This is a genomic window from Pseudarthrobacter sp. TE9888, assembly GCF_056279345.1.
This window is the reverse complement of the sequence record NZ_JBWBRD010000002.1, coordinates 3,203,910-3,227,830: the sequence shown is the minus strand read 5'-3', so window position 1 is coordinate 3,227,830 and position 23,921 is coordinate 3,203,910. Positions and strand designations below refer to the sequence as shown.

The window sequence follows — 23,921 nt, the reverse complement described above, 5'->3', positions numbered from 1 at the left end:
ATACGGTGGCGCATTTCGTGATCATGGGATGTGGCCGGGTGGGGGCAACGCTGGCGCATACGCTGGAGGATGCCGGCCATTCCGTGGCCATCATCGACCAGGATGACCGCGCGTTCCGCCGGCTCCGCCAGGGCTTCACCGGCCGGAAGGTCACCGGGGTGGGCTTTGACCGGGAGACCCTCAAGCAGGCCGGTGTGGGCGAGGCCTACGCCTTCGCCGCCGTCTCCAGCGGTGACAACTCAAACATCCTGGCCACCCGGGTGGCCAGGGAAACCTTCCACGTCCCGCATGTCGTCGCCCGGATCTACGATCCGGGACGTGCCGAGATCTACCAGCGCCTGGGCATCCCCACGGTGGCCGCCGTCCGCTGGAGCGCTGACCAGGTGCTGCGCCGCATCCTGCCCGAACAACACCTCGCCGGTGATTTCCGTGAGCCGTCCGGGCGGCTGGTCCTGGCCGAACTGGACCTCGACGCCGGCTGGATTGGACACCGGATCAGCAGCATCGAAAAGGCTGCCGACGTCCGGGTTGCCTATGTGACCCGCTTCGGCGAGGGCCTGCTCCCTGACGCTGGAACGGCGTACCAGGACGGCGACACCGTGCACGCCATGCTGCAGGTGGACCGCAGCGCCCAGATCGCCCAGATCCTCGCCAAAGCCCCCGCCAAGGAGTACCAGTGAAAGTCGTTATCGTCGGCGCCGGCAGCGTCGGATCATCCATTGCCCGGGAACTGCTGGCGCACAAGCACGAGATCCTGCTGATCGACCTCAAGCCCGAGGTGATCGGCCGCAGCGGGCTGCGGGGCGCCCATTGGCTGGTGGGCGACGCCTGCGAGCTCTCCACCCTGCAGGGCGCGAAGGTGGAGGACGCCGACGTCGTGGTCTCCGCCACGGGCGACGACAAGGTCAACCTGGTGGTGTCCCTGCTCGCAAAGACCGAGTTTGGGGTGGGCCGCACCGTGGGCCGGGTCAACAACCCGAAGAACGACTGGATGTTCAACGACTCCTGGGGCGTCGACGTGGCCGTCAACACGCCGCAGCTGATGACCGCACTGGTGGAGGAGGCGGTGGAGATCGGCGACCTGGTCCGCCTGCTGACGCTGCAGACCGGAGTGGCATCACTGGTGGAATTCACCGTGCCGCACGACTCCCACGTGATCGGCATGACGGTGGGAGACATCCACTGGCCCGAGGACGCCACCCTGGTGGCGATCCTGCGCGACCAGGCACCCATCACGCCCAGCCGGGACGACGTCATCGACGGCGGGGACGAGCTCTTCTTCGTGACCACCATTGCTGCCGAGGACGGGCTGCGTGAGCTCCTGTCCTCCGCCCCGGGCAGCATCGACACGGGCGACGAGGCCTCGGACGGCGCCGAGCCGGCCACCGCGGGCAGCCACGGCCACGCGTTGGACGACGACGGCTTCGACGGTTAGTCGGCCGGCTCGGCCTTGGGTGCCGGCCGGGTTACCAGCCACGCCACCCAGATGCCCAGGATGTACAAGGGTGCGCCCATGATGAGGCGGGTCGTGGCCAGTGCGGCCAGGCCGTCCGTGCCCATAAGGTAGAGCGGCACCTGGACGATGAGCCGGAGGGCCAGGACCGCCACGATGATCCACGTGCCCAGCCGGTAGGCCTTGACCCGCGACGGTTCCTTGCGCCACTCCACGCCCTCGTTGCGGATGAAGCCGAAGAGGAGGCCCGCCACGGGCCACTTGACCGCGATGGAGAGAACCATCGCCAGGATGTACGCGCCGTTGGTAAAGAAACCGGGAAGGTAGAAGTCCTCTGCCTTCCCGGTGGTGTTGGCCAGCCACGCGGAAATACCGACGCCGGCGACGCCCGCCAGCGCCTGGGTCAGCGGGCGCCGCTGCACCAGCCGCACCACGGTGAAGATGGCTGCCGAGGCCAGGGCCGCCACCAGGGACAGCGTGAGTTCGCGGGTGACGGTGAACGCGACCAGGAAGACCAGGCCGGGGACGATGCTCTCGGCAATGCCCTGCACTCCCCCGGCACTCCGGAGGACGTCCACCTGTCCGTCATGGCGGCGGTGAAGTCCGGCCTTGGCCGCGTACTCGGCGGCCAGCCCTGCCACCGGCGATGGACCGGCATCCTGCGGCGTGCCCTGCCGCCCGGCCCTGCCGGGGTTCTCGGGACCGGTTGGTTGTTCGGGCTGCTGGGCGGTCATTCGTTCTCCTGGCGGGACAGTATCTCGTAGCGGGGGTTGAAGATGGTGGGCATGTCCTTGCCGCGGGCCAGCATCCCCTCAACCCGGATTTCCGCCCCGGCTTCGATGCCCGGAACCCGGCGGCGGCCCAGCCAGACAACGCGGAGCCGCGGAGGCCTGCCCTGTCCCGGGCCGGCGGGGCGGACAGCGTCGTCCTCCGAAACGATGGCGCTGAATTCGGCCGTCCGGTCGGCCGGGACGAATGTCACGGATTCGATATGCCCCTGGCACAGGACCCTGCCCCGGTCCGGCAATTGGCCCAGTGGCGTAATTCCACGTCCCGCCTGCGTGCTCCCGTTCTCCGGGGACTCAGCCGATCTGGGTGATTTCGGGACCACGTTCGGGCTCCTCCAAAGTGGGCGCGGCGGGCGGAGGAGTGGTTGAGGCGTCCTTGGGCAGCCGCAGCTGCAGCAGGTCGCGCGGCGGCATGGGGCTGTCTCCGCGGACCACCACGACCTGCCGGAACAGGGCCTCGAGCGGTCCGGCGGCCGGGCGTTCGAGCGCCGCGGGGCCACCCAGGACGCCGCGAAGGAACCAGCGGGGTCCGTCCACGCCAATGAACCGGGCCACGCGGTAGCCCTGGCTGCCATCAGGCAGGCCGGCCGGCAGCTTGGCCACCAGTTCCGTACCGAAGGCGCCTTCCACTTCCTCAACCTGTCCGCCCTGCGCGCCCACCGACTGGCCGATCTGTTCCCGGATCTCGTCCCACAGGGTTTCTGTCTTGGGGGCGGCGAAGGCCTGGAGCTGGAGGCTGGAACCGTTCAGGTCCAGGGTGACAGCCACCACCCGCTGGGTCGCTTCTTCCACCTCGAGACGGAGCTGGAGGCCTTCGCTCGGAGTGATCAGCAGGGCGCCCAGGTCCACGAAGCCGTCACGGCTGCTGATCTCGGCCTCGTCGAACGGACCGTCCTGGCGGCGGGCCGCGGTGCCCGGTTCGCCTTCCCCGTCCTCTGCAATCGTCAGTTCTTCGTCCGGCTGCGCCGGTTCTTCGTTCTTTGCTTTCCTGCCGAGCCCAAAGACCATGGGTGACTCCTTATTCCTGAAAAATGTGCCAGTTCTGGATGGTGCCGGTGGGACCCATGGAGGTCCCGCCGTCGTACGTGCTGGCGTGGCAGCGGTGCGTTTGCGGGGTCAGGCCCCAGGAACGGTGAATCCGCCGGTGGACCCGAAGCCGCCCGTGCCGCGCACGGAACCGCTCAATTCGCTGACAGGAATGAACTGGGCGTACTCAACCCGCTGGATGACCATTTGGGCAATTCTATCGCCGCGCCGCAGCTCTATCGGCTGGGACGAGTCGGTATTCAACAGGGTCACCGAGATCTCGCCCCGGTAGCCCGCGTCCACGGTGCCTGGAGCGTTGACAATGGTGAGGCCGTGCTTGGTGGCCAGGCCGGAGCGGGGGTGGATCAGCGCCACGAAACCCTCGGGCAGCGCAATCGCGACGCCGGTGGGAACCAGCTTGCGCTCTCCGGGCAGCAGGACCACATCCTCGCGGGCACGCAGGTCCGCGCCGGCGTCACCCGGATGTGCGTAGGACGGCGCTTCCAGGTCCGGATCCAGCATTTTCAACTGGACCTCGAGGGTGGGGACGCCAGGTGCTGGCGATGCTGCGTCCGGGGCAAGGTCTACCGTGGCGGGATGATCAGTCACAGTCACTCACTCTAACCCGCGCCCACGGAACACTCATAAGGGGACCCCTTGGCAGACGGAGCTCCAGGCGGCTCCACCCAAGGTGAAATAGCGGGCCAAAGGTGGAAAGCTTGGCCTATGCCCGAATCAAGCTCGCCCGCGTCCGTTCCCAGCTCACCCTCCGCCGGGGCACCCGTTGTCTACCGGGAGAAGCTGTGGCCCAACGCCTGGATCTGGGTCATCGCCGCAGGCGTTTCCGCAGCAGGCATCCTGGTCTTCGCACCTATCAGCATGGCGGCCGGCTACACAGCGGCACTGATACTGCTGGCCATCATCACGGCCCTCCTGGTCCTTTCGACCCCCGCCATCACCGTCACGGCGGATGCCCTCACGGTTGGAAGGGCCACCATCGAACGCCGGTTCGTGGGCGGCGTCCAGCAGTTCGAAGCCGGAGAAGCGACGGCGGAACGCGGCACCCGGCTTAATGGGCTGGCCTACCTTTGCATCCGCGGCTGGATTGATCCCGTGGTGAAAATCGAAATCACGGACCCCGCCGACCGCACCCCCTATTGGCTGGCTTCCACCCGGCACCCCGACAAGCTGACGGCCGCCCTGGTCCGGCAATAACGCGGCCTTCACTCCCCGTCCGGGCCCGGATCCGGCGGAAAATCACGGCGCGCCCTGTTCCTTGAGCCAATTCAGCGCTGCCGGGTGGCAGAGTTTCGATTGATAGTAATGCCAGGGTGGAGGATTTTGTATGCAGGATCTACGGCTTGTAGGCGTGCACGACGACGGGACGCATCTCCTGTTGAGCGGGGCCGGCGGCGAGATGTTCCAGCTGCCGATCGATGAAGCCCTCAGGACGGCCAGCCGGTCCACGGCCAAACCGCGGACGGAGCGGCCTGCCGTTCCCATGTCTCCACGGGATATCCAGGCCCGTATCCGTGCCGGCGCCACTGCTGCCGACGTAGCGGAGCTGTCCGGCATGCCGCTGGCCAAGGTGGAGCGCTACGAAGGCCCGGTCCTTGCTGAACGGGAGTACGTTGCGCAGCAGGCACGGAAGGTTGAAGTCGCGGCACCCTCCCCCGGCCATGACGCTTACCGGTCAGCGTTCGGCGACAACCCGGCAACCCTGGACGACATGGTGGCCCACCGCCTCTCGGCGCATGGCATCGATCCCGCCACTGTCGAATGGGACTCCTGGCGGCGCCAGGACGGTACATGGACTGTCTCGGCTAACTTTGAGGGCAAATCCGGCGGAACCACCGGCATCGGCGAAGAACCTCCCGCGCTCTGGACCTTTAGCCCCGGACGCAAGTCGCTGCAGAACACCAACCGCTGGGCCCAGCAGTTGAGCGAACTCGAACCGTTGGATGGCCCCGTTCCGGCCCGCCGCCTCACTGCGGTTTCCGACCGCCCGTTCGATTTTGAAACTGACGCGGACAGCGCAAAGACATCTACCGGCAGCCAGGGTCCTGTCCAGGAAGCCGGGAAGGAAGCCGACGGCCTCCTGGACATGCTCCGGTCGCGGCGCGGCCAGCGGCTGGGCGTGGACGAGGATTCGGACGACGCCCTGGCGCTGCTCCTGGCTCACGGTGTCCCGGCTGCCCACCCACGGCCTTCCGAGGTAGTCGCCGAGGCGCCTGCCGAGGCGGAACCGGAAGAGACCGAATCCCAGGACGGGCCGCAGGAAGCGCCTGCGGCGCAAGGTGATTCCTTTATCCGGCGCCGTGATGCGAGGCCGTCAATGCTGTCCCGGCTAAGCCTGATTCCGCCGCACCGGGATGGCAACGATGACGCCCTGCGGCTTCACGACGGCGTCAGCACCGACACCCGGGAAATCACCATTGCGGCGTCCCCACAGAAGCCGTCCGGTTCCGCGCCTGCTGCCGGGTCCGGCAACTCCGGCGGAGCCGGGCTTGATGAGCTGCTGGGCAGCAATTCCCGCCGTCCGTCACCCACGCAGAACGACGCGTCCCCCTCTACCGGGCAGTTGCCGGAGGCCGAGGCGCCGGAACGTCCAGCCCGGCCAAAGCGTTCCAGCGTCCCCTCCTGGGATGAAATCGTTTTCGGCACACGGAGCGACTAGGACCTTTCCTTCGTCCCGTTCCTGGGCTGGTTCCCGCCACTGCTGCATGCTAGGCTCCCCGCACCCGATCGGTCAGAAGCTGCACTTACCCCTGGAGGTTCGCTGTGCCGGACACCACCTGCCACATGTCAATGTCCCTGGACGGGTTCGTCGCCGGGCCTGACCAAAGCCGCGAGAACCCGCTGGGCAAGCGGGGGCTGGAACTCCACGGCTGGCACATCGGCGATCCCCGCGCCAACGAGGCCAACGGGATCGCGGCTGACTGGCTGATGCGCCCGCGCGGCGCCTACGTAATGGGCCGGAACATGTTTGGTCCCGTCCGCGGCGACTGGGACGAGGACTGGAGCGGATGGTGGGGCCCCGAGCCGCCCTACCATGCACCGGTGTTCGTCCTCACCCATTACCCGCATGACCCGATCCAGATGGAGGGCGGGACAACCTTCCACTTTGTCACCGACGGCTTCGATGCCGCGTACGCGGCGGCGGTCGAGGCGGCCGGGGGCAAGGGCGTGGATATCGCCGGCGGAGCATCCACCGTCCGCCAGGCCCTGGCCGCCGGCGTGATAGACGAGCTCACCTTGGACATCGCACCGGTTTTGCTCGGTTCGGGTGAACGGATTTTTGACGGTATTGAATCGTTTGGCTTCGAACCCGTCGAGGTACTCCACTCTCCCCTGGCCACCCACATCCGCTACCGCCGGGTGGGCTAGGAGCAGCCTGGCTCCGGGCCCGCCGTGGACACGACACGTCCACACCCATGCAGCATGCGAGAGCACGCGGGTTTGGACTCGCCCGCATCGACCTGTCAGGACGTGAGTTTGAGCTGTTACGAGGCGAAAATCCTCCAAAGTGCTTCTTCGAGAAGGCTCCGATGTCCGAGGAGGCTTCGTTCATGTGAAGGGCACACTTCTTTGAGGGGGCTGCCTACTTGATGTGGTCGCAGTTCCTCGAGCGGGCCCTTTGCGTGAACTAAGAATTTAGACGGCCAGCGTGGTGGTTCCCAGTCCTGGTGTTCGCTCGGGTAGTGGCGGCCGGTGGGTGAGGTCCAGCCGGGTGGTTCGTTCTTGGTGGCCGGGGTGGGTTTCCAGCCGGTGGTGTGGCGGAGTTTGTGGTGTTTGGGGCAGGGCTGTCCCAGGTTGCTGATCCCGGTGGTACCGCCCTTGGCCCAGGCGAGGATGTGGTCGGCGTCGTTATCCAGGGAGTTGTTGCTGCAGCCCGGGAACGGGCATTTCCCGTCCCGCATCCTCAACCAGGACCGCATCGCCCCCGTCACCCGGTAACTTGTCCGGCCGATTTCCAACGGTGCCCCGTCCCGCGGATCCACCAACACGCGGTAGAACGAAGCCGCACCGGAAGCGACGAGTTCCCGGGCCATTGACGGCGGGATGGGACCGTACCCGTCCAGCACCGCCGGTTCGTCAGTCACACCCATCAGCGAGAACACAGGGACCGTGACCAGCACCTGCGCCCGGATCGACGGTGGCAAACCCTTGTGGCCCATACCGTCGCCACCGGCAGCTTCGGAAGCACTGCCCGAGACCGCGGTGTCACCGCCGGCCATGCCGCTGCCGAGGACCGCACCGGCGAAGGTGTCGGCCCGGAGCTGGGTCAGGGTCCTGCCCTCGCCGGGTCCCTGCATGTCCCTGGCGGCCACGGTGAGCCGGTTCCACCCCGCCAACGCCTGGTCCGCGGGAAGGTACGCGGACAGCCACGCCATCCCGTCCTGGTCCGGCCGGAACTCCACCCGCCGCTCCGCAACCCCTTTGGCATGGCGTTTCTCGATGCTCCCGGCCTGGTGGCGTTCCCGCCACGTCCGGGCTTTGGCCCTGAACCGGTGCGCCGGCAATCCACCCACGGGACACCCCCGCGCCCGGTCCGGGGCGTCCGGGTCCAGGAAATGGGCCTCCAACGCCGCCACCCCATCAGGATCAAGGCACGCTGTCTCGTCCGCCATCACCACCGCGTGCTGCCAAGAGATCACCCCGGCCTGCAAAGCCTCCAACGTCCGCGGCAACGTCGACATCACGGCGTGCGCAGTTGCGAGGAACGACGACGCCGCCCGAGGACCCAAGGCCAGCACACACCCGATCTCCGCCGCGACCGCCATCTCCTGCGCACGCACCGGCACACCCGGCCCCGCAACAGCATCGGCGCTCTCCGCGTACGTCACAGCCGCTTTGGCCTTAACCGCAGCGATCCCGGCTTCAACCTCCCGGGACCCGGCCAGAATCTCCAGGCACCCATCCGCCAGACCAGCCAACGGATCAGCCGCAGAAAAGGACTCCGCACCGGCCCCGTCCACCTCAGCCTTCAGCACGGCAAGGGCAGCACGCATGTCCGCTAACGCCTTGACCACCGCCGCCATCCCCATAAACCCATCATGACAAGGGGGTACGACAATGGGGCTGACTCGGACGCTGGCTGGCACACCTGGTGCCGCGGATTTGGCACGGACAGCTCAGCTGACGACCACACGTACGAAGCTGGCCCGGGTGTCACCAATATTCACGTAGGAGTATTGCTGCGACGTCGGGAAGGCAAGATGTTCACCCGCATGGAGTTCGGCATCACCGCTTTCCTGCTCGACGCGGATCGACCCCTCGGAGAGAAGGAGCATTTCAGACCATCCCGCAGGATCCGGCTCCGCATCGTACCGCTCGCCAGGTTCAAGGGCCCAGGACCACAACTGCGCTTCCTTGGCGGCGGGCACGGATGCCAGCAAAACCGCGATGCTGCCTTCCCGCTCTCCGCGCCACGCAACCTCACTGATGGCTCCAGGGTGCGCAGCCGGGGCAGCCACAAGATCGACGAATGTGACGCCCAAAGCGCCGGCGAGGTGGTCGAGTCCGGTCAGGCTGATGTTGGCCTCCCCCGCTTCGAGCTTGACCACGGTACGGCGGCTCACGCCGGCGCGATCGGCCAGGGCGACCTGGCTGAGTTGTGCCGCCATCCGAAACCGGCGCACGTTCTCACTGACATGCTTCAGGACTACGGGCGTTTCCTCAGGTTGCATGTGCACTATTGTGCACCATAAGGTGGGGCATTATGTTGCACATTGGTCCCCGGAGCCTGCTCTCCCGGCAGGAACTCGCCCTCGTCCTGATCACGGCAGTATGGGGTGGCACGTTCCTCGCCGTCCACATTGCCGTGCAGTACAGCGGACCATGGTTCTTCGTAGGCATGCGGTTCCTGACAGCCGGCATTATCAGCGCGGTCGTCTTTGCGCGTGGCCTGCACGGCATCAAGCCGCCGGAGATCGTGGCCGGCTCTGCCATCGGCCTGATGATCTTCCTGGGCTACGGACTTCAGACTGTCGGCCTAGAAACGATCGGCAGCAGCACCTCGGCATTCATTACAGCCCTCTATGTTCCGCTTGTTCCTGTCCTGCAGTGGATGGTGTTCAAAAGGCCCCCGCGGTTTCCCACCTGGCTCGGCGCCGGCCTGGCTTTCGCCGGTCTCGTGCTGCTCGCCGGCCCGGGCAGCGCCGGCTTCACCTTCGGTTCAGGGGAGGTCGCGACAGTCCTCAGCACCCTTCCCATCGCAGCAGAGATCATCCTTATCGGCTGGTTCGCGGGCAAAGTGGACCTCGGCCGGGTCACCGTCCTTCAGTTGCTCGTCGCGGGGGCACTGGGCTTCATGGCGATGCCAATTGCGGGAGAAAGGCTGCCCGCATTCTCATGGATCGGGGTGGGAGCGGCCGTCGCCTTGGGGGCTGCGAGCTGCGTCATCCAGTTGACAATGAATTGGGCCCAGCGATCGGTGTCGCCAGCGAAAGCTACCATCATCTACGCCGGCGAGCCCGTTTGGGCTGCGGTCATCGGGCGGCTGGCGGGTGAACGGCTTCCCCCCATCGCAGTCCTCGGCGCCGGTTTCATTGTGGTCGGTGCCCTGGTGAGCGAACTCAGGCTCCGCAAGCGCGGGGACGCTGACAGCGCGCCCGAACCGCCGCACGTCGTCGGCGTGCCAGCCCCGCTGCAGCGCACGGACTAGCCCCGTCCCGTGCTGCACCAGTGCCACGCCCTGGTGAATCAGTGCCACATCCTGGTTCACCAGGCGGCAGGCCCGGGAGCTCCAGGCTTCAGGCCCTGTCGGCCTGTCCGCGGCCCTCGCCAGGTCCTCCGGAGCCGTGCCAGAGGCAGGCATCGACCTCGAACGGCAGCAACTGGTCCTGCTGTGCCATCAAGGACGCTCCGTGCGCCGTCACGCGCCGCATGAAATGCCTGCGGCACAATGTCTCGTAACCCACCACGGGTACGTGCCCGGCCTCCGGGGCAGCGGCTTCCACCACCATGTCCACGTCGCCCACCACCACCTGCGCACCTTCGGTGACCATCACGCCGTCGACCGTCCTGGCATTGTGGGTAGCGCGGCGGCCGCACCAGCACAGCGCCTCCACCTGGAGCACCTGCACCCGGTCGGCGAGCTCGATCAGCCGCTGGGAACCGGGGAACAGCCGGGTGCGGAAATCAGCGGTGATGCCGAACGCGAAGACATCGACGTCGATCTCGTCCACCACTTTGGCCAGCTGCTCCACCTGTTCGGGCGTGTAGAACTGGGCTTCGTCGCAGATCAGGTAGTCAACGCGCTGCCCCTGGGTGCGGCGCAGCATGACTTCCTCCCAGAAGTCGGTGCTGTCCAGGACCTCCACGGCATCAGTCTCCAAACCGAGGCGGCTCGAGATCCGGGACTCACCGGCGCGGTCGTTCCGGCTGAACCGGACGCCGCCACGGCCGCGGGCCCGGTGGTTGTAGTCCATCTGCAGGGCCAGGGTGGACTTTCCGCAGTCCATGGTGCCAGAGAAAAAGATGAGCTCAGCCACGCCGCCGCGTCCTTCCTTCAGCCGTGAAGCAGAGCAGCGGGACTTCCCGCTCGGCCTTGGTCAGCGAGCCGTGCTGGCCCACTACTTCCATGGCAGTCGGCCGCATGCGCCGTCCGTCGTAAAGCGCGACGGCGTCCCGGGCCGCGATCATGACGTCACCGATCCTGCCTTGAACAGCGGGCCTGACATCGTTGCCGAAGAGTCCCCCGGCTACGGCTTCACCGCGGGTGAAGGCCCAGATCCGGTCGCCGAACCGCGCTTTCCAGGCCGCCATAAGCCGCTCCGCGCCGCCGTCCGACAGGTGACTTTCCTCGACGTACAGGTGGACCATCCGTGGTTCCCCTGCCGTGTGGCGGACGCCCTCCACCAGGGCAGGGTCCGTGGAAAAGTCGATCCGCTGCGGTTCGTCGACGTCGAGCATGCCGTGGTCTGCCGTGAGCAGGATCGTGGTGCCGGCGGGAAGGGTGGAGTTGAGCCGCTTGACCGTGGCATCGAGCTCTTCCAGCTGGTGTTCCCACTGCTCGGAGCGGCAGCCGTAGCGGTGGCCGGCCTTGTCCAGGTCGTTGACGTAGAAATACATGAGGGCCGGGCCGGGGGCTGCCATGGCTTCGGCAGCGGCGGCGGTCCGGGCGTGGGCGGTTGTGCCCGGAATGAACCTGCCGCCCCGGAGTGCGGCCCGCGTCATGGGCGAGCCGTCGAACTGGGAAAGGCTGACGGTGCTGACGTCCACCTGTCCGGAAATCCGTTCAAAAACCGTGGGAAAGGGTTGCCACGCCGCGGGGTCTACGCCGGGATCCCAGTTCCCCAGCAGGTTGACCACCTTGTCCTGGTCAGGGTCCAGGACGTCGTAGCCCACCATGCCGTGCTGGCCAGCAGGAAGCCCGGTCCCAAAGCTGGACAGGGCAGCAGCGGTGGTGGAAGGGAACGCGGAGTCCAGCCACACCGGGACTTCGCCCTGCCCGGCCTGAAGCACAGAGCGCAGGAACGGGGTGTGCGCGGATTTCTGCTTGAGGAGGTTCCGGCCCAATCCGTCCGCGAGTACCACGCAGACCCGTGAGGCGGCAGGGAATCCGAGGGTATTGGCAAAACCTTCCACTCCAAGGCTTGCCGCTGCACTGGTCAGGACTTCAGCAATGGAACGGTGCCCGTAAGCGGGAGCAGGCGGAAGGTCGGGGGTGCGTCCGGGGGCTTGTACGGCGTGGTGGCGGTCTTCCGGCATCAGCGCTGCTGGTGCCCGCGGCTGAGCCGGTTGCCGAACACCCCGGCACGCGGCCGCGGTGGCATGGACTGGGCGTGGGACATGGGGGCCGCGGAACCGGTGTTGACCGCCCGCAGGGCCCTGGCAAACAGCTTGGCGTCCTGCACGGCCTGCAGCCCATCAGCTTCGGCGCTGATGCGCAGCACGATGTCCTCCTGCGCGATGGTTCCGGTGTAGCCGTGGTCCGCTTCGCACTGCGGATCGCCGCAGCTGGCCGGCCCCATGTCCAGCCGCTGGCCGCCGGACCACGCGATGGACAGGGTCAGTTCCCGCACCGGGTCGGAGGGCTTGTAGTTCTGCGGCTGCGCATACATGTAGCTGAGGACCACCGACCGGATCTGTGCCACGGGAACGGACTCCGTGGAGATCTGGGCGACGATCTGCTCCCCCGCCTCATCCAGCTGCTGGTCGTCCACATGGGTGATGACCAGCATGTCCGCGGTGAGGACCAGGACGGTGATGTGGCGGCGCACTTCTGCCCGGTCGAAGTGGGTTTCCAGGTGCACCAGGTGCGCCACGCAGTCCCGGCCATCCAGCGCGTCATCAACAACATCGGACACCAGGCGCGGGTAGAACCCGGCCTTCTGCAGCGCGTCCTCCAGGCTCTGGCCCTGGACTCCGTGGTTGTGTGAGCTGTGCTGGCGGACTGCCTGGTTTTCATTGCCGGGCGTTTCGGGCGCCGAAGCGGAAGGCTGGAAGCTCATGCCCCCATTTTCACAGATCGTCCGGTCACTTGCTAACCGCCTCAGCCCAGCATGGCCCGGCGCGCGCTGTCCGTGCGCTGCGCAGCGTTGCCGATCCGCACGTCGGCGGCAAGGATCGTGGCACCCGCCGGGCCGCACAGGACAGGGTTGAATTCCACCAGCGCGATCTCCGGATGGTTGTCCTTCATCCACGCCAGCCGGCCGGCGAGGTCCTCGAGGGCCTGAACGTCGACGGCGGGCAGGCCCTGGTAACCGAAGAGTTTCCGGGACGCCCTGGGCGCGCGGATGAAGTCGTGGACGTCCGCCGCGGAGAGCGGTGGCACGCGGTGGGCCCAGTCGTCCAGGAGGTTGACGGCGTCACCGGCAAGGCCAAAGGAGATGACAGGCCCCAGCAAGGGGTCCTCGATGGCCCGGAAAGTACACGCCTGGCCCACCGGAGCCATGGCTTGGACTTCGAGGGCCGGATCTCCGTAGGCGGCGAGCGCACGCCGCATCTGCAGCACGTTCAGGCGCAGCGACTCTGCGTCCTCGATGCCAAGCCGCACACCGCCCAGGTCCAGCCTGTGCCGGAGGGCGGGCTCGGTGGTCTTGAGCACCACCGGCCAGCCCAGCGAGTCGGCGGCCGCAACGGCCTCGTCGGGGGTGGTGAACGGTGCCGAGGGCAGGACCGAAATGCCGTAGTGGCCCAACAGTGAGGCCGTCGCCGCCTGGTCCAGCTGCTTGAGCTGGTCGCCTGTGACGTCCCGCAGCAGTTCATCGATCCCGGCAGCCGCCTGCCGCGGGTCGCAGCCGGCGGGCTCCACGAAGTGCCCCTGGTCGCGGGCGGCCCATTCCGCGTAGCGGACCACTGCGGCGAGGGCGGCCACCGCGGCGCCGGGGTTGGAGAAGCAGGGGACGGTGCAGCCCTCTGTTCCCACCAGGCCCTCCACGGTGATGGAGGGGTCCAGGATGCCGGTGAAAGCCGCCACCACCGGTTTCCCGGCTGCTGCCGAGCATTCCGCGAGGACTTGGGCCACAGCGTCGACGGTCAGGCCGCGTGCGGGCAGCAGGGCGGCGACGGCGGCGTGCACGGCGTCGGAGGCCAGGGCGTCAAGCAGGGCTTTCCGGAGCAGGGGCAGGGCCACGGACTGGCCGGCGTCAAGGTCGAGTCCGGAGACCACCTGCGCCACTCCCAGTCCATGGGCGGCCGCGCTGTCCGCCACCACGTTGCCCAAGGCCTGGGAGTTGCTGAAGATGGCGACGTCGGGCCCGGCAGGGAGGGACTGGGCTGATACCACCTGGGCCACGTCCACCAGCTGTTCAACGGTTTCGACGCGGATCACCCCGGACTGGCGCAGCATGGCGTCCAGTGCTCCCGCCGGCGCCTGCGTGGTACGGACAGCATGGCCCGGTGGCAGGCGGAGCCCCATGGTGTCGGATTTGGCCACGATGACCGGCTTGGTCCTGGCCAGCCGCCGTGCGATGCGGGAGAACTTGCGCGGGTTGCCGATCGACTCCAGGTACAGGCCCACGGCGGAGGTGTCAGCGTCGTCCTCCCAGTACTGCATCATGTCGTTGCCGGAGACGTCAGCCCGGTTGCCTGCCGAGAGGAGGCTGGACAGTCCCAGCCTCCGCCGGCTCGAGGCGGCATACAGCGAGACGCCGATGGCCGCCGACTGGCTGAACAGGCCCAGGCTCCCACGCAGCGGCATCGTGGGGGCCATGGAAGCGTTCAGGGACACATCCGGGTGGGTATTGGCGATGCCCAGCGATGCGGGCCCGATCACCCGCATCCCGTTGGCCCTGGCCTGGCGCACCAGGGCACGCTGCCGCTGCAGGCCGCGCTCGCCGTCGTCCGTAAAGCCTGCGGAGGCGATCACCACACCCTTGACGCCGGCCGCCGCACACTCCTCCACCACGCCGGCAACCTCCTCGTAGGGCACCGCGATGATGGCCAGCTGGACCGGCTGGGGAACCTCGGAGAGCTTGCCGTAGGACAGCATGCCCGCCAGTTCCAGCGCCTCCGGGTTGATGGCATACACGGGGCCGTGGAAACCGCCCTCGATGACGTGCTCCAGCAGCTGGTACCCCACGGTCCCCCACCTGCGGCTGGCCCCGATCACGGCAACGGACGACGGCGCCAGCAACTCCCGGACGCTCCTCGCCTCAGCGCGGTGCTCGCGGGATTCCATCACGGCACGGGATTTTTCGGTGGGGTCGACGTTGAACTCAAGGCTGACGACGCCGTCGTCGAAGTGGCGCTTGACGTCGTAGCCGGCGTCGGAGAACACCATCAGCATCTTGCGGTTCTCCGGCAGGACCTCGGCGGTGAACTTCCGGATGCCGTTTTCGTGCGCTGCCGCGGCAAGGTGCTCCAGCAGGATGGAGCCGATACCCCTCCCCTGGTGGGCGTCCGCGATATTGAACGCGACTTCTGCCTCGGTGGGATCGCTCAGCCGGTCGTAGCGGCCGATGCCGATGATTTCGCCGCCGATGGTGATGACGAACGCCACCCGGTCCTTGTAGTCCACTTCGGTGAACCGCTTGAGCTCCTTGGCCGACAACCTGGCCTTGAACGCGAAGAAGCGCATGTAGATTGAATTCTGCGACTGCCCGGTATGGAAGGCCTGGACGGCGTCCGCGTCCGACGGATGGATGGGCCGCAGATGCGCTGTCCCGCCGTCCCGCAGGACGACATCGGCTTCCCAATGTTCCGGATATTCGCCGTCCCCGGGCTGATCCACCATAGGCTTAGCCTAGCCAAAAACTATCGCAGCACACCCTATGGCTGCGCAGTAACCGCAGAAGGATTCACCAAACCCCATGGCCCGCCGGCAAAGTTCAAAACCCATCGTGGACGACGACTACACGGAAAACATCGTCGATATCGACGTGACATCCGAAATGCAGGGCTCCTTCCTGGAGTACGCGTACTCGGTGATCTACTCCAGGGCCCTGCCGGATGCGCGGGACGGGCTCAAGCCGGTGCAGCGCCGCATCCTGTACATGATGAGCGACATGGGTTTGCGCCCTGACCGCGGCCACGTCAAGAGCGCCCGCGTGGTGGGCGAGGTCATGGGCAAGCTGCACCCGCACGGCGACGCCGCCATCTACGACGCCATGGTGCGCATGGCACAGGACTTCTCGCTGCGGTTGCCGCTTATTGACGGGCACGGCAACTTCGGTTCGCTCGACGACGGCCCGGCAGCACCGCGGTATACCGAGGCCCGCCTGGCGGCGGCCGCCCTCACGCTGACCAACCACCTGGACGAAGACGTGGTGGACTTCGTCCCCAACTACGACAACCAGCTGACCCAGCCGGACGTCCTGCCCGCCGCGTTCCCCAACCTGCTGGTCAACGGCGCCACCGGCATCGCCGTCGGCATGGCCACCAACATGGCCCCGCACAACCTGGTGGAGGTCATCTCCGCCGCCCGGCACCTGATCGCCAACCCCGACGCCACCCTGGATGACCTCATGCGGTTCGTCCCGGGCCCGGACCTGCCCAGCGGCGGCCGGATCGTGGGCCTGGACGGCATCCGCGACGCGTACGCCACCGGCCGCGGATCCTTCAAGACCCGCGCCAAGGTGGAGATCGAACAGCTCTCCGCACGCCGCACCGGCCTGGTGGTCACTGAACTGCCGTACATGGTGGGCCCGGAAAAGGTCATCGAAAAAATCAAGGACGCCGTCAACGCCAAGAAGCTGACCGGCATCAGCGACATCGTGGACCTGACGGACCGGAAGCACGGGCTGCGGCTGGTCATCGAGTTGAAGAACGGGTTCAACCCGAACGCAGTCCTGCAGCAGCTCTACCGCTACACGCCGATGGAGGACTCCTTCGGCATCAACAACGTGACGCTGGTGGACGGCCAGCCGCAGACGCTGGGCCTGGTGGACCTGCTGTCCGTCTACGTCAACCACCGGATCAATGTGGTCCGCCGCCGGACCGTCTACCGCCTGGGCAAGAAGAAGGACCGCCTGCACCTGGTGGAGGGCCTCCTGATCGCCATCGTGGACATCGACGAGGTCATCCAGATCATCCGGTCCTCGGACGAGGCAGCGGCGGCCCGCCAGCGGCTGATGTCCATCTACGACCTCACCGAGGTCCAGGCCAACTACATCCTGGAACTGCGCCTGCGCCAGCTCACCAAGTACTCCCGGATCGAGCTGGAAAAGGAGCAGGACGAACTCCGCCGGGAGATTGCCGAACTGCAGGCCATCCTGGACTCCGAGGAACTGCTCCGCACCGTGGTCTCCGACGAACTCGGCGCGATTGCCGAGGAACACGGCACCCCGCGACGGACCGTCCTCCTGGAGTCCGAGGCCGTGTCCCCCACGGTCGCAGCTGCCGAACTTGCCGGAGCCAAAAAGGGCAAGGCCGCGCCGCTGTCCCTGGAAATCGCTGACGACCCCTGCTGGGCAATCCTCACCGCCTCCGGGCAGGTGGCGCGCACCAGCACCCAGGAACCGCTCGCCGAGGCTGGCCCCCGGAGCAGGCACGACGTGTACACCTCGGTGGTCAAGACGTCGGCCCGCGGCGAAATCGCGGCGGTCACCTCGCAGGGCCGGATGCTCAGGCTGCAGGTCATGGACATGCCGGTCCTGCCGCCCGTGGCCGGCCTGCCGAACCTGGCCGGCGGCGTGCCGGCCAAGGAGTTCCTCACCCTGGTGAAGAGTGAGTCCCTGGTGGCGTTCGTGCGGCTGGATGAAGTCCTGGCCATCGGCACCGCCCAGGGCGTGGTGAAGCGCGTCCAGCCGGACTACCCGCTGAACCGGGAAGACTGGGAAGTCATCACCCTGAAGGACAAGGACGTGGTGGTGGGAGTCGCTCCGGCCGGGGCCGATGACACCGAACTGGTGTTCCTCACCCGGGAAGCACAGCTGCTGAAGTTCCCCGCAGCCGTGGTCCGTCCCCAGGGCCGCACCGCCGGCGGCATGGCCGGGATCAAGCTCGCCGCGGGCGACCAGGTGATCTTCTTTGGTGCCGTACAGCCCCAGGATGAGGCCGCCGTCGTGGTCACCATCGCCGGGACCAACGGGGCCCTCCCAGGCACCGCCCCGGGCACGGCCAAGGTCACCGCGTTCTCCGAATACCCGGCCAAGGGGCGCGCTACTGCCGGCGTCCGGTCGCACCGGTTCCTCAAGGGCGAGGACATGCTGCTCCTCGCGTGGGCGGGCCACGGCCCGGCCAAGGCGTCCTCCGCGGCAGGTGTGGCGCGGTCACTGCCGCAGGAACACGGCCGCCGTGACGGCTCGGGCGTCCCGCTCTCCCAGGCCGTGGAGGTAGTGGGCCCGGCCATGGCGTGGATGGATGGCGGCGCAGCCAGGGACACCGCGGAGTAGCGGCGTCGACGTGGCCGGCTCAGCCGGCCACGTCCCGGCGCCGGAATCCGGCGACGGCGAGCGCCACCAGCACCGCGATGGTGACTGCCGATACCGCCACACTGTCCCAGGCGGGGCCGTTGCGGAGGGGGTCGTGGGCGATGTACTGGAAGAACGGCGAGACCTTCTGGATCCGGTCAAAAACGTCCACCATGGGTGCCAGGGCGTTGACGATGTAGGCCAGGACCGCCAGCACGGCAGGGACGCCGCGGCTGAGCGCGGTCCGTCCGGTCGCCGCCGACAACGCCAGCGCCAGCGAGCCGAACACGACGCCCAGGAGCGCCAGGTGCAGCATGGCCCCTGCCACCTTGTCCGCCGGCAGGACCAGGTCCACCAGGTTGCCTTCGAGCACCAGGGACAAACCCATGACGGCCGCCAGGAGGAGGGTGCCCGCCACCAAGGCGAGGAACTTCTCCACCACCACCCGTCCCCGGCCTACGGGGTTGGAGAGCAGCAGGTCCATGGTGTGCCGGTCCTCCTCCCCGCCGATGGCTCCCGCACCGGAGTTGACGGCGTAGATCAGGACTGCGATGGGCCCCATGAAGGACAGCAGTTCCACCTGGATGTATCCGATGGGGGTGGACAGGTCCGCGCTGGAAGTGGCAAAGAGGGAACGGAAGGCCTCCGGCATCTGCGCGATGAAGCCGCTGATGGAGGGCTGGGACTTCACCGAGGGCCAGACGGCCGCGTACATGGCCACGACAAGGGCCAGGGAGACGGCCCAGGCGACCAGCAGCCTGCCCTGGTCCCGGAGTGTTTTCAGCAGGACGCTAGCCAGCATGGTGCGCCACCGTTCCGGCCGCGCGTTCCGTTGGGCCGGCCGCGGCGCCGCCGTCCGCCCGGTCCATCCCGTAATAGCTCAGGAACGTCTCCTCCAGCGGGGCCTCGGAACATTCGAAGTCCTCCACGTCCCGGGCGCTGACCCGTTTCAGCAGGGCGTCCAGGGCCGATTGCGGGGCGTTGCAGCTTAGGGCCCGGCCCTCCACCAGCACATCCCGCACCCCGGGGACGCCGGTGAATTCCGCCGCGGACACGTCCTCGGCGAAGCGGGCGCGTACCCGGTGCAGGGAGCGGGCGGCCAGGTCCTGCAGCCGCTCCACCGCCACCAGCTTGCCGCCGCGCACCACCCCGATCCGGTCCGCGACGCGCTCCACCTCGCCCAGGACGTGGGAGGAGAACAGGGCCGAGCCGCCGTCCGCGGTGTGTTCACGCAGGAGGGAGTGGAAGACCTGCTGGACCAGGGGGTCGATCCCGCTGGTTGGTTCGTCCAGCACCAGCAGCCGCGGCCTGGACATGACCGCCAGGACGACGGCGAGCTTCTGCCGGTTCCCGCGCGACAGCGTGCGGGCCGGTTTGCCCAGGTCCAGTTCCAGCCGGTCCGCCACCTCGGCGGCACGCCCGCCGTCGTCCCGGTGCCGCAGATGGCAGCAGTAGGCCACGTGCTGGTGGCCGGTCAGGCGGTCGTAGAGGGCCGGTTCGCCCGGCACGTAGCCCACCACGCGGTGGACGTCCCGGGATTCGCGCCAGGCATCCAGCCCCAGGACGGACGCCGTGCCGGACGTGGGCCGCAGCATTCCCATCAGCAGCCGGATGGTGGTCGTCTTGCCTGCCCCGTTCGGGCCCAGGTATCCGAAGACCTCGCCCGGTTCAATGGTGAGGGTCACGTCATCGAGCGCTGTGTTGCGGCCGAACCGCTTCGTCAGGCCGGCCAGCTGCACCATGCTTTCCGCGTCCTTGCGCGCTTCCGGACTCATGCGGCCACGCTAGCCGGGACGCTGCCGGCGGCCCAGAGTCTTTTGGCCCGCACAGCTTAGACTGCTCCCATGCCTATCGTGCCTGATGAAAAGGACTGGACCTGGGTCCTGTCACGGCCCTGCCCGGAATGCAATTTCCATGCCTCCACGGCCACGCCCGCCACCGTCCCCGGAAGCATCGAAAGCATGATCCCCCGGTGGCTGGCCGTCCTCCGCCGGCCGGACGCGGCGGAGCGCCCCGACGGGCAGACGTGGTCCGCGGTCGAGTATGCGTGCCACGTGCGGGACGTCTTCACCCTGTTCAACCAGCGGCTGGACCTGATGCTCGCCGAGGACGACGCCCGCTTCGCCGACTGGGACCAGGACCGGACGGCCATCGAGAAGGACTACGCCAACGCCGACCCCGCCGAGGTGGGTCCGGAGCTGGCGGCGGAGGGACACGAGGCCGCCGAGGCCTTCGCCGCCGTTCCCGAAGAGGACTGGGGACGCCGGGGCCTGCGCAGCAACGGCTCCGAGTTCACCATCCTGACGCTCTCGCAGTACTTCCTGCACGACGTGGTCCACCACCTGCACGACGTCGACGGCTGACGGAAGCCCCGCCGGCCCCAAGCTGAGGCGGCGAAGCGCGTCCGGCCCCGCTTAGCGGGAGGGTGCCAGGGACCGCCGGGACTGTCCGGACGGGGCCGAAAGTTCCAGCCGGGCATCACCTTCGTGGATGTCGGCGGGGTTGTGCGTCACCAGCACCACGGTGCGGTCCCGCAGTCCGGTGCGCAGGTCCGCCAGCATAAGGGCCGCAGACTCCGCGTCCAGGTGCGCGGTGGGCTCATCGAGCAGGATCACTTCCGCGCCCGTGAGGAGGGTCCGCGCCACCGCCAGGCGTTGCCGCTCGCCGCCGCTGAGGAAGGCACCGCCGGGACCGATGCGGGTGTCCAGCCCTGCCGGCAGCCGGCCCACCAGCGTGGAAAGTCCGACGGCGGCCAGGACCGCCTCCAGCTCGCGGTCCGCCGCCGGCGCCGCGCCGTCCTGGGATGGCCTTCCCAGCAGCAGGTTTCCCCTGATGGTGGAATCAAACAGGTGGGCCTCCTGGGGGCACCACGCTGCCCGGCCGGTGACCAGGACCTGTCCTGCTGCCGGCGGCAGGAAGCCCAGCAGCACCGACAAAAGGGTGGATTTGCCGGCGCCGGACGGCCCGGTGACCGCCAGCCAGCGCCCGGGTACTGCCACAGCATTGATGCCGGAGAAGACCGGGGGGCCGCCCGGCCATTCCGCGGCCAGGTCCACGAGCTCAACGCCCGGCACCTCCCGGGCCCGGCGGGAAACGGGCTGCAGTCCCTCGCTCGGTACGCTGCCGCCCGCCAGGGCACCCGACTCCCCCACCCGGTGCATGACGGACCGCAGCGCGGGGTACTGGCGCACCGCCGTCGTCATCGCAGCGTAAGGTTCCACTAGGGAAAGCAGCAGGAGGACCACCACGGCCGCAGTCGCCGGTGCCACCTGGCCCGCGAGGACTGCGGGGCCCGCCAGCCACGCAGCGGCCAGCGCTGCCGTCCCGCAGGCCACCGTGGCAACGGCGTGGCCCATCCCGTCCGCCCAGGCGGAGCGCCGCGAAGCTCGGGTGGCGTCCCGGTCCTCCGCCAGCAGCGCCTCAAGCACGCGTGGTGCCACGCCGTTGGCGTGCAGTTCGGCGCGGGCATCGAGGGCAGCGGTGACGCGGCGCAGCACACCCGAGCGCAGGGACTGTTCGGTGGCGGCGGACTTGCGGTCGCCCCATAAGGCCGCGGCGGGCGCCAGCAGCAGGCCGCTGACGGCCGCACCGCCCACGGCGGGAAGGGCGTCGGGCACCAGGACGCCGGTGGCGGCCACGGCCAGGACAGACACCGCCACCGCCGTGACGGGCGGCAGGACCACCCGGGGCAGGAGGTCCCGGACGGTATCGACGTCGTCAATCACCGTCCCCAGCACGTTGCCGCCCTGCAGCAGCCGGCGCAGCGACAGGGCCCGACGGCTCAGCGACTCCCACAGCCGGCCGCGGAGCCGGGTGAGTGCGGCAAACACGGCATCGTGCAGCAGCAGCCGCTCCCAATAGCGGAACACGGCCCGGCCGATGCCGAAGAACCGGACGCCGACGATGGCGGTCAGCAGGTACAGGATGGGCGGTTGTTCACTGGCGCGGATGATGAGCCAGCCGGACAGGCCGGAAAGCGCAACGGCGAAGAGGGCCGCCAGGGTGCCGACGAAGGCCGCGGCCGCAAACTTCCCCCGCACCGGCGCCAGGAGTGCTGCAAGCACTCGGCCGGTGCCGGGGGCCGCCTTTTCCGGGGCACCGGCGGCCGGGTCCGGTGTGACGGGGTTGTACGTGGAAGCGCGGTCCGTGGCCCCCTCGCCTGCCGCGCGGGCTTCTGCGGGGCCGGCGGCGGGGGCGTCCGGCAGCAACGCGGCATCGGCGCCGTCCTGCCGGGCCGCTGCGTGGGTCCGGCCCGCAGGCGCCACCGGTACCAGCAGGTCCGCCAGCTGCCGCGTGCGCTGGTTGTGGGCCACCAGGATCACCGTGACCTGGCCGCGGAGCCGGCGGATGGCGTCCTCCACGATCACGGCCGACGCGTCATCGAGGTGCGCGGTGGGTTCGTCGAGCAGCAGCAGGGTGGCACCGGCCTCGATCCTGGCCAGGCCGCGGGCCAGTGCGACCCGGCGCAGCTCGCCCGGGCTCAGTTCCGCCTGGTGCTTGGAGGCCAGGTGCCCGGCACCGGCACGTGCCAGGCAGCGGCGGGCAGTTACCTCGGCGGCGAAACGGTCCGGGCCGTGGCTGGAGTCAGGCGACAGGTACAGCAGGACCTCGTCCAGGACGGTTCCGGCCACCATGACGGGGTGCTGCGGCACCCAGGCCACCGCGCGGCGGTCAAGCCCGTTGATGGAGCCGCTGACGCTGGTCCCGCCGCCGTGGCCGATGATGCCGGCAAGGACGCCCAAGACGGTGCTCTTGCCGGCGCCGCTGGGGCCGTCCAGTGCCGTGATCCTGTCCTGCGGTGCGGTGAACGTCAGGGGTCCGACGGCGGTTGCGGACCGCCCGGCGTACGTCACGGTGAGTCCGGTGACCTCGAGCGGGGCACCGGGCCTGCCGGCCTTGGCGGCCGGGAGCGGTTCCGGCTCGGGGGCACCGGTCACGGCGGCCGTTTCCGCGAGCGCCACCCGGCCGTCGTCGCTGGCGTGGTGGGCGGTGCCGAGTTCCCGCAGCGGAAGGTAGCAGTCCGGGGCCAGGAGGAGTGCCAGCAGGCCGGCCTCGAGCGCCATGTCGCCATGGACCAGCCGGACGCCGATGAAGACGGCCACCACTGCCACCGAGATGGTCGCGATAAGCTCCAGCGCCAGGGCGGACAGGAAGGCGGTGCGCAGGGTGCCCATGGTGCGGGAGCGGTATTCCTCCGAGATCTCTTCAAGGGCCTTGCGCTGGGCGGTGGCACGTCCCAGCCCCACCAGGACCGGCAGGCCCTTGGCGAGTTCCAGCATGTGGGCCGACAGCCGCGCCAGGGTGGCCTGGGCTTCCCGCACGCTGTCCTCGGTGTAGCGGCCGATCAGCACCATGAACACAGGGATCAGCGGCACCGTCAGCACGATGACGAGGGCGCTGACCCAGTCCGCGAAAAGGATCCGGGCCCCCAGCAGCAGAGGAACGGCGGCGCAGTTGACCAGCGCGGGCAGGAACTGGGTGTAGTAGCTGTCCAGGGCATCCAGGCCGCGGGTGGCGAGGACCGCCAGGCCGCCGTCGCCGGGACCGGATCCGCGCACGCCCGTGCGCAGGGCCCGCTCCAGCAGTTCCGCGCGCAGTTCCTCCTTCACGCCCAGTGCCGCACGGCGGGCCGCGACGGCCTGGCCCCACACGGTCAGGGACCGGAGGACGACGCCGGCGAGTCCGGCGGTCAGTTGGCTCCCCCAGGCCGGGTTCCCGGCGACGAGTCCGGCCAGGACTGAGGCCACCGCCTGGCCGATCAGCACCAGGGACAGGGCCTTGAGCGCCGCCAGGAGTCCCAGCCAGTAGATCGCCGAGCGGGTGGACGGACCGGCGGGAAATGTTGGCCGCACG

At 68.5% G+C, this 23,921-nt stretch carries 21 protein-coding genes; 8 read left to right on the top strand and 13 right to left on the bottom strand.

Annotated features, from left to right (window positions below; all coding sequences use genetic code 11):
- Positions 1-5: 5 nt before the first annotated feature.
- Both ACZ9J7_RS15450 and ACZ9J7_RS15445 read left to right on the top strand, forming a co-directional pair.
- On the top strand, positions 6-680 hold the full coding sequence (locus tag ACZ9J7_RS15450; protein ID WP_141160783.1) for a potassium channel family protein: 675 nt from the start codon (positions 6-8) through the stop codon (positions 678-680).
- Positions 677-1,435 carry a potassium channel family protein gene (locus ACZ9J7_RS15445; RefSeq protein WP_476210625.1) on the top strand — a complete coding sequence of 253 codons (759 nt, stop codon included), beginning with the start codon at positions 677-679 and terminating at the stop codon, positions 1,433-1,435. Before ACZ9J7_RS15450 ends, ACZ9J7_RS15445 begins: the two co-directional genes overlap by 4 nt.
- On the opposite strand, the gene ACZ9J7_RS15440 is transcribed toward ACZ9J7_RS15445, so the two are convergent.
- The 4 genes from ACZ9J7_RS15440 to dut all read right to left on the bottom strand — a co-directional run bounded on the left by ACZ9J7_RS15440 (position 1,432) and on the right by dut (position 3,876).
- The gene (locus ACZ9J7_RS15440; protein ID WP_476210623.1) at positions 1,432-2,187 is read right to left on the bottom strand and encodes a DUF3159 domain-containing protein; all 756 of its coding nucleotides are present in this window, start codon (positions 2,185-2,187) and stop codon (positions 1,432-1,434) included. The genes ACZ9J7_RS15445 and ACZ9J7_RS15440 overlap by 4 nt on opposite strands.
- A complete protein-coding gene (locus tag ACZ9J7_RS15435; RefSeq protein WP_476210621.1) occupies positions 2,184-2,435 on the bottom strand; it encodes a single stranded DNA-binding domain-containing protein in 252 nt (83 codons plus the stop codon). Before ACZ9J7_RS15435 ends, ACZ9J7_RS15440 begins: the two co-directional genes overlap by 4 nt.
- A gap of 100 nt (positions 2,436-2,535) precedes the next feature.
- Positions 2,536-3,249 (bottom strand): DUF3710 domain-containing protein, encoded by a 714-nt coding sequence (locus ACZ9J7_RS15430; RefSeq protein WP_476210619.1) that lies wholly within the window; start codon positions 3,247-3,249, stop codon positions 2,536-2,538.
- A gap of 108 nt (positions 3,250-3,357) precedes the next feature.
- On the bottom strand, positions 3,358-3,876 hold the full coding sequence (gene dut / locus ACZ9J7_RS15425) for a dUTP diphosphatase (RefSeq protein WP_476210617.1): 519 nt from the start codon (positions 3,874-3,876) through the stop codon (positions 3,358-3,360).
- 117 nt (positions 3,877-3,993) lie between these two features.
- On the opposite strand from dut, the gene ACZ9J7_RS15420 reads away from it, so the two are divergent.
- The 3 genes from ACZ9J7_RS15420 to ACZ9J7_RS15410 all read left to right on the top strand — a co-directional run bounded on the left by ACZ9J7_RS15420 (position 3,994) and on the right by ACZ9J7_RS15410 (position 6,654).
- Entirely contained in the window at positions 3,994-4,482 is a 489-nt protein-coding gene (locus ACZ9J7_RS15420) for a DUF3093 domain-containing protein (protein ID WP_476210616.1), read from the top strand.
- 130 nt (positions 4,483-4,612) lie between these two features.
- Entirely contained in the window at positions 4,613-5,944 is a 1,332-nt protein-coding gene (sepH, locus tag ACZ9J7_RS15415) for a septation protein SepH (protein ID WP_476210614.1), read from the top strand.
- A gap of 125 nt (positions 5,945-6,069) precedes the next feature.
- The gene (locus ACZ9J7_RS15410; RefSeq protein WP_476210612.1) at positions 6,070-6,654 is read left to right on the top strand and encodes a dihydrofolate reductase family protein; all 585 of its coding nucleotides are present in this window, start codon (positions 6,070-6,072) and stop codon (positions 6,652-6,654) included.
- 116 nt (positions 6,655-6,770) lie between these two features.
- Here the strand turns inward: ACZ9J7_RS15410 and ACZ9J7_RS15405 are convergent, their stop codons facing one another.
- Together ACZ9J7_RS15405 and ACZ9J7_RS15400 are read right to left on the bottom strand one after the other, a co-directional pair.
- The gene (locus ACZ9J7_RS15405) at positions 6,771-8,315 is read right to left on the bottom strand and encodes an HNH endonuclease signature motif containing protein (RefSeq protein WP_476210610.1); all 1,545 of its coding nucleotides are present in this window, start codon (positions 8,313-8,315) and stop codon (positions 6,771-6,773) included.
- Positions 8,316-8,402: 87 nt separating this feature from the next.
- Positions 8,403-8,957 (bottom strand): helix-turn-helix domain-containing protein, encoded by a 555-nt coding sequence (locus tag ACZ9J7_RS15400; protein WP_476210609.1) that lies wholly within the window; start codon positions 8,955-8,957, stop codon positions 8,403-8,405.
- A gap of 32 nt (positions 8,958-8,989) precedes the next feature.
- Between ACZ9J7_RS15400 and ACZ9J7_RS15395 the strand changes: the two genes are divergently transcribed.
- The gene (locus ACZ9J7_RS15395; RefSeq protein WP_476210607.1) at positions 8,990-9,934 is read left to right on the top strand and encodes a DMT family transporter; all 945 of its coding nucleotides are present in this window, start codon (positions 8,990-8,992) and stop codon (positions 9,932-9,934) included.
- Positions 9,935-10,022: 88 nt separating this feature from the next.
- Here the strand turns inward: ACZ9J7_RS15395 and ACZ9J7_RS15390 are convergent, their stop codons facing one another.
- The 4 genes from ACZ9J7_RS15390 to ACZ9J7_RS15375 are packed head-to-tail and all read right to left on the bottom strand — an operon-like array spanning position 10,023 to position 15,451.
- Positions 10,023-10,763, bottom strand: coding sequence for a thymidine kinase (locus tag ACZ9J7_RS15390; protein WP_476210606.1), 741 nt, complete (start codon positions 10,761-10,763; stop codon positions 10,023-10,025).
- Positions 10,756-11,982, bottom strand: coding sequence for an alkaline phosphatase family protein (locus ACZ9J7_RS15385; protein ID WP_476210605.1), 1,227 nt, complete (start codon positions 11,980-11,982; stop codon positions 10,756-10,758). The genes ACZ9J7_RS15390 and ACZ9J7_RS15385 overlap by 8 nt, the downstream gene beginning before the upstream one ends.
- Complete coding sequence (locus tag ACZ9J7_RS15380) at positions 11,982-12,725, bottom strand: DUF5998 family protein (RefSeq protein ID WP_476210603.1); 744 nt, start codon at positions 12,723-12,725, stop codon at positions 11,982-11,984. Before ACZ9J7_RS15380 ends, ACZ9J7_RS15385 begins: the two co-directional genes overlap by 1 nt.
- Before the next feature lie 41 nt (positions 12,726-12,766).
- The gene (locus ACZ9J7_RS15375) at positions 12,767-15,451 is read right to left on the bottom strand and encodes a bifunctional acetate--CoA ligase family protein/GNAT family N-acetyltransferase (RefSeq protein WP_476210601.1); all 2,685 of its coding nucleotides are present in this window, start codon (positions 15,449-15,451) and stop codon (positions 12,767-12,769) included.
- A gap of 76 nt (positions 15,452-15,527) precedes the next feature.
- Between ACZ9J7_RS15375 and ACZ9J7_RS15370 the strand changes: the two genes are divergently transcribed.
- A complete protein-coding gene (locus tag ACZ9J7_RS15370) occupies positions 15,528-18,050 on the top strand; it encodes a DNA gyrase/topoisomerase IV subunit A (RefSeq protein ID WP_476210599.1) in 2,523 nt (840 codons plus the stop codon).
- A gap of 19 nt (positions 18,051-18,069) precedes the next feature.
- Here the strand turns inward: ACZ9J7_RS15370 and ACZ9J7_RS15365 are convergent, their stop codons facing one another.
- Both ACZ9J7_RS15365 and ACZ9J7_RS15360 read right to left on the bottom strand, forming a co-directional pair.
- Positions 18,070-18,870: an ABC transporter permease subunit gene (locus tag ACZ9J7_RS15365; RefSeq protein ID WP_476210597.1), complete on the bottom strand. Its 801-nt coding sequence runs from the start codon at positions 18,868-18,870 to the stop codon at positions 18,070-18,072.
- Positions 18,860-19,843 (bottom strand): ABC transporter ATP-binding protein, encoded by a 984-nt coding sequence (locus ACZ9J7_RS15360; RefSeq protein ID WP_476210595.1) that lies wholly within the window; start codon positions 19,841-19,843, stop codon positions 18,860-18,862. The genes ACZ9J7_RS15365 and ACZ9J7_RS15360 overlap by 11 nt, the downstream gene beginning before the upstream one ends.
- 69 nt (positions 19,844-19,912) lie before the next feature.
- Here ACZ9J7_RS15360 and ACZ9J7_RS15355 point away from each other — a divergent pair, with 69 nt between their 5' ends.
- On the top strand, positions 19,913-20,431 hold the full coding sequence (locus tag ACZ9J7_RS15355) for a DinB family protein (RefSeq protein WP_476210593.1): 519 nt from the start codon (positions 19,913-19,915) through the stop codon (positions 20,429-20,431).
- 51 nt (positions 20,432-20,482) lie between these two features.
- Here the strand turns inward: ACZ9J7_RS15355 and cydD are convergent, their stop codons facing one another.
- On the bottom strand, positions 20,483-23,920 hold the full coding sequence (cydD, locus tag ACZ9J7_RS15350; protein ID WP_476210591.1) for a thiol reductant ABC exporter subunit CydD: 3,438 nt from the start codon (positions 23,918-23,920) through the stop codon (positions 20,483-20,485).
- Position 23,921: the final 1 nt, after the last annotated feature.

Excerpts from the sequence above, each read along its gene's own strand:
- ACZ9J7_RS15400 (WP_476210609.1), bottom strand. The coding sequence starts at position 8,957 with ATGCAACCTGAGGAAACGCCCGTAGTCCTGAAGCATGTCAGTGAGAAC.
- ACZ9J7_RS15365 (WP_476210597.1), bottom strand. The coding sequence starts at position 18,870 with ATGCTGGCTAGCGTCCTGCTGAAAACACTCCGGGACCAGGGCAGGCTG.
- ACZ9J7_RS15405 (WP_476210610.1), bottom strand. The coding sequence starts at position 8,315 with ATGGGGATGGCGGCGGTGGTCAAGGCGTTAGCGGACATGCGTGCTGCC.
- ACZ9J7_RS15410 (WP_476210612.1), top strand. The coding sequence starts at position 6,070 with ATGTCAATGTCCCTGGACGGGTTCGTCGCCGGGCCTGACCAAAGCCGC.
- sepH (WP_476210614.1), top strand. The coding sequence starts at position 4,613 with ATGCAGGATCTACGGCTTGTAGGCGTGCACGACGACGGGACGCATCTC.
- ACZ9J7_RS15355 (WP_476210593.1), top strand. The coding sequence starts at position 19,913 with ATGCCTATCGTGCCTGATGAAAAGGACTGGACCTGGGTCCTGTCACGG.
- ACZ9J7_RS15430 (WP_476210619.1), bottom strand. The coding sequence starts at position 3,249 with ATGGTCTTTGGGCTCGGCAGGAAAGCAAAGAACGAAGAACCGGCGCAG.
- ACZ9J7_RS15370 (WP_476210599.1), top strand. The coding sequence starts at position 15,528 with ATGGCCCGCCGGCAAAGTTCAAAACCCATCGTGGACGACGACTACACG.
- ACZ9J7_RS15360 (WP_476210595.1), bottom strand. The coding sequence starts at position 19,843 with ATGAGTCCGGAAGCGCGCAAGGACGCGGAAAGCATGGTGCAGCTGGCC.
- ACZ9J7_RS15440 (WP_476210623.1), bottom strand. The coding sequence starts at position 2,187 with ATGACCGCCCAGCAGCCCGAACAACCAACCGGTCCCGAGAACCCCGGC.
- ACZ9J7_RS15380 (WP_476210603.1), bottom strand. The coding sequence starts at position 12,725 with ATGAGCTTCCAGCCTTCCGCTTCGGCGCCCGAAACGCCCGGCAATGAA.
- ACZ9J7_RS15420 (WP_476210616.1), top strand. The coding sequence starts at position 3,994 with ATGCCCGAATCAAGCTCGCCCGCGTCCGTTCCCAGCTCACCCTCCGCC.
- ACZ9J7_RS15395 (WP_476210607.1), top strand. The coding sequence starts at position 8,990 with ATGTTGCACATTGGTCCCCGGAGCCTGCTCTCCCGGCAGGAACTCGCC.
- ACZ9J7_RS15385 (WP_476210605.1), bottom strand. The coding sequence starts at position 11,982 with ATGCCGGAAGACCGCCACCACGCCGTACAAGCCCCCGGACGCACCCCC.
- ACZ9J7_RS15375 (WP_476210601.1), bottom strand. The coding sequence starts at position 15,451 with ATGGTGGATCAGCCCGGGGACGGCGAATATCCGGAACATTGGGAAGCC.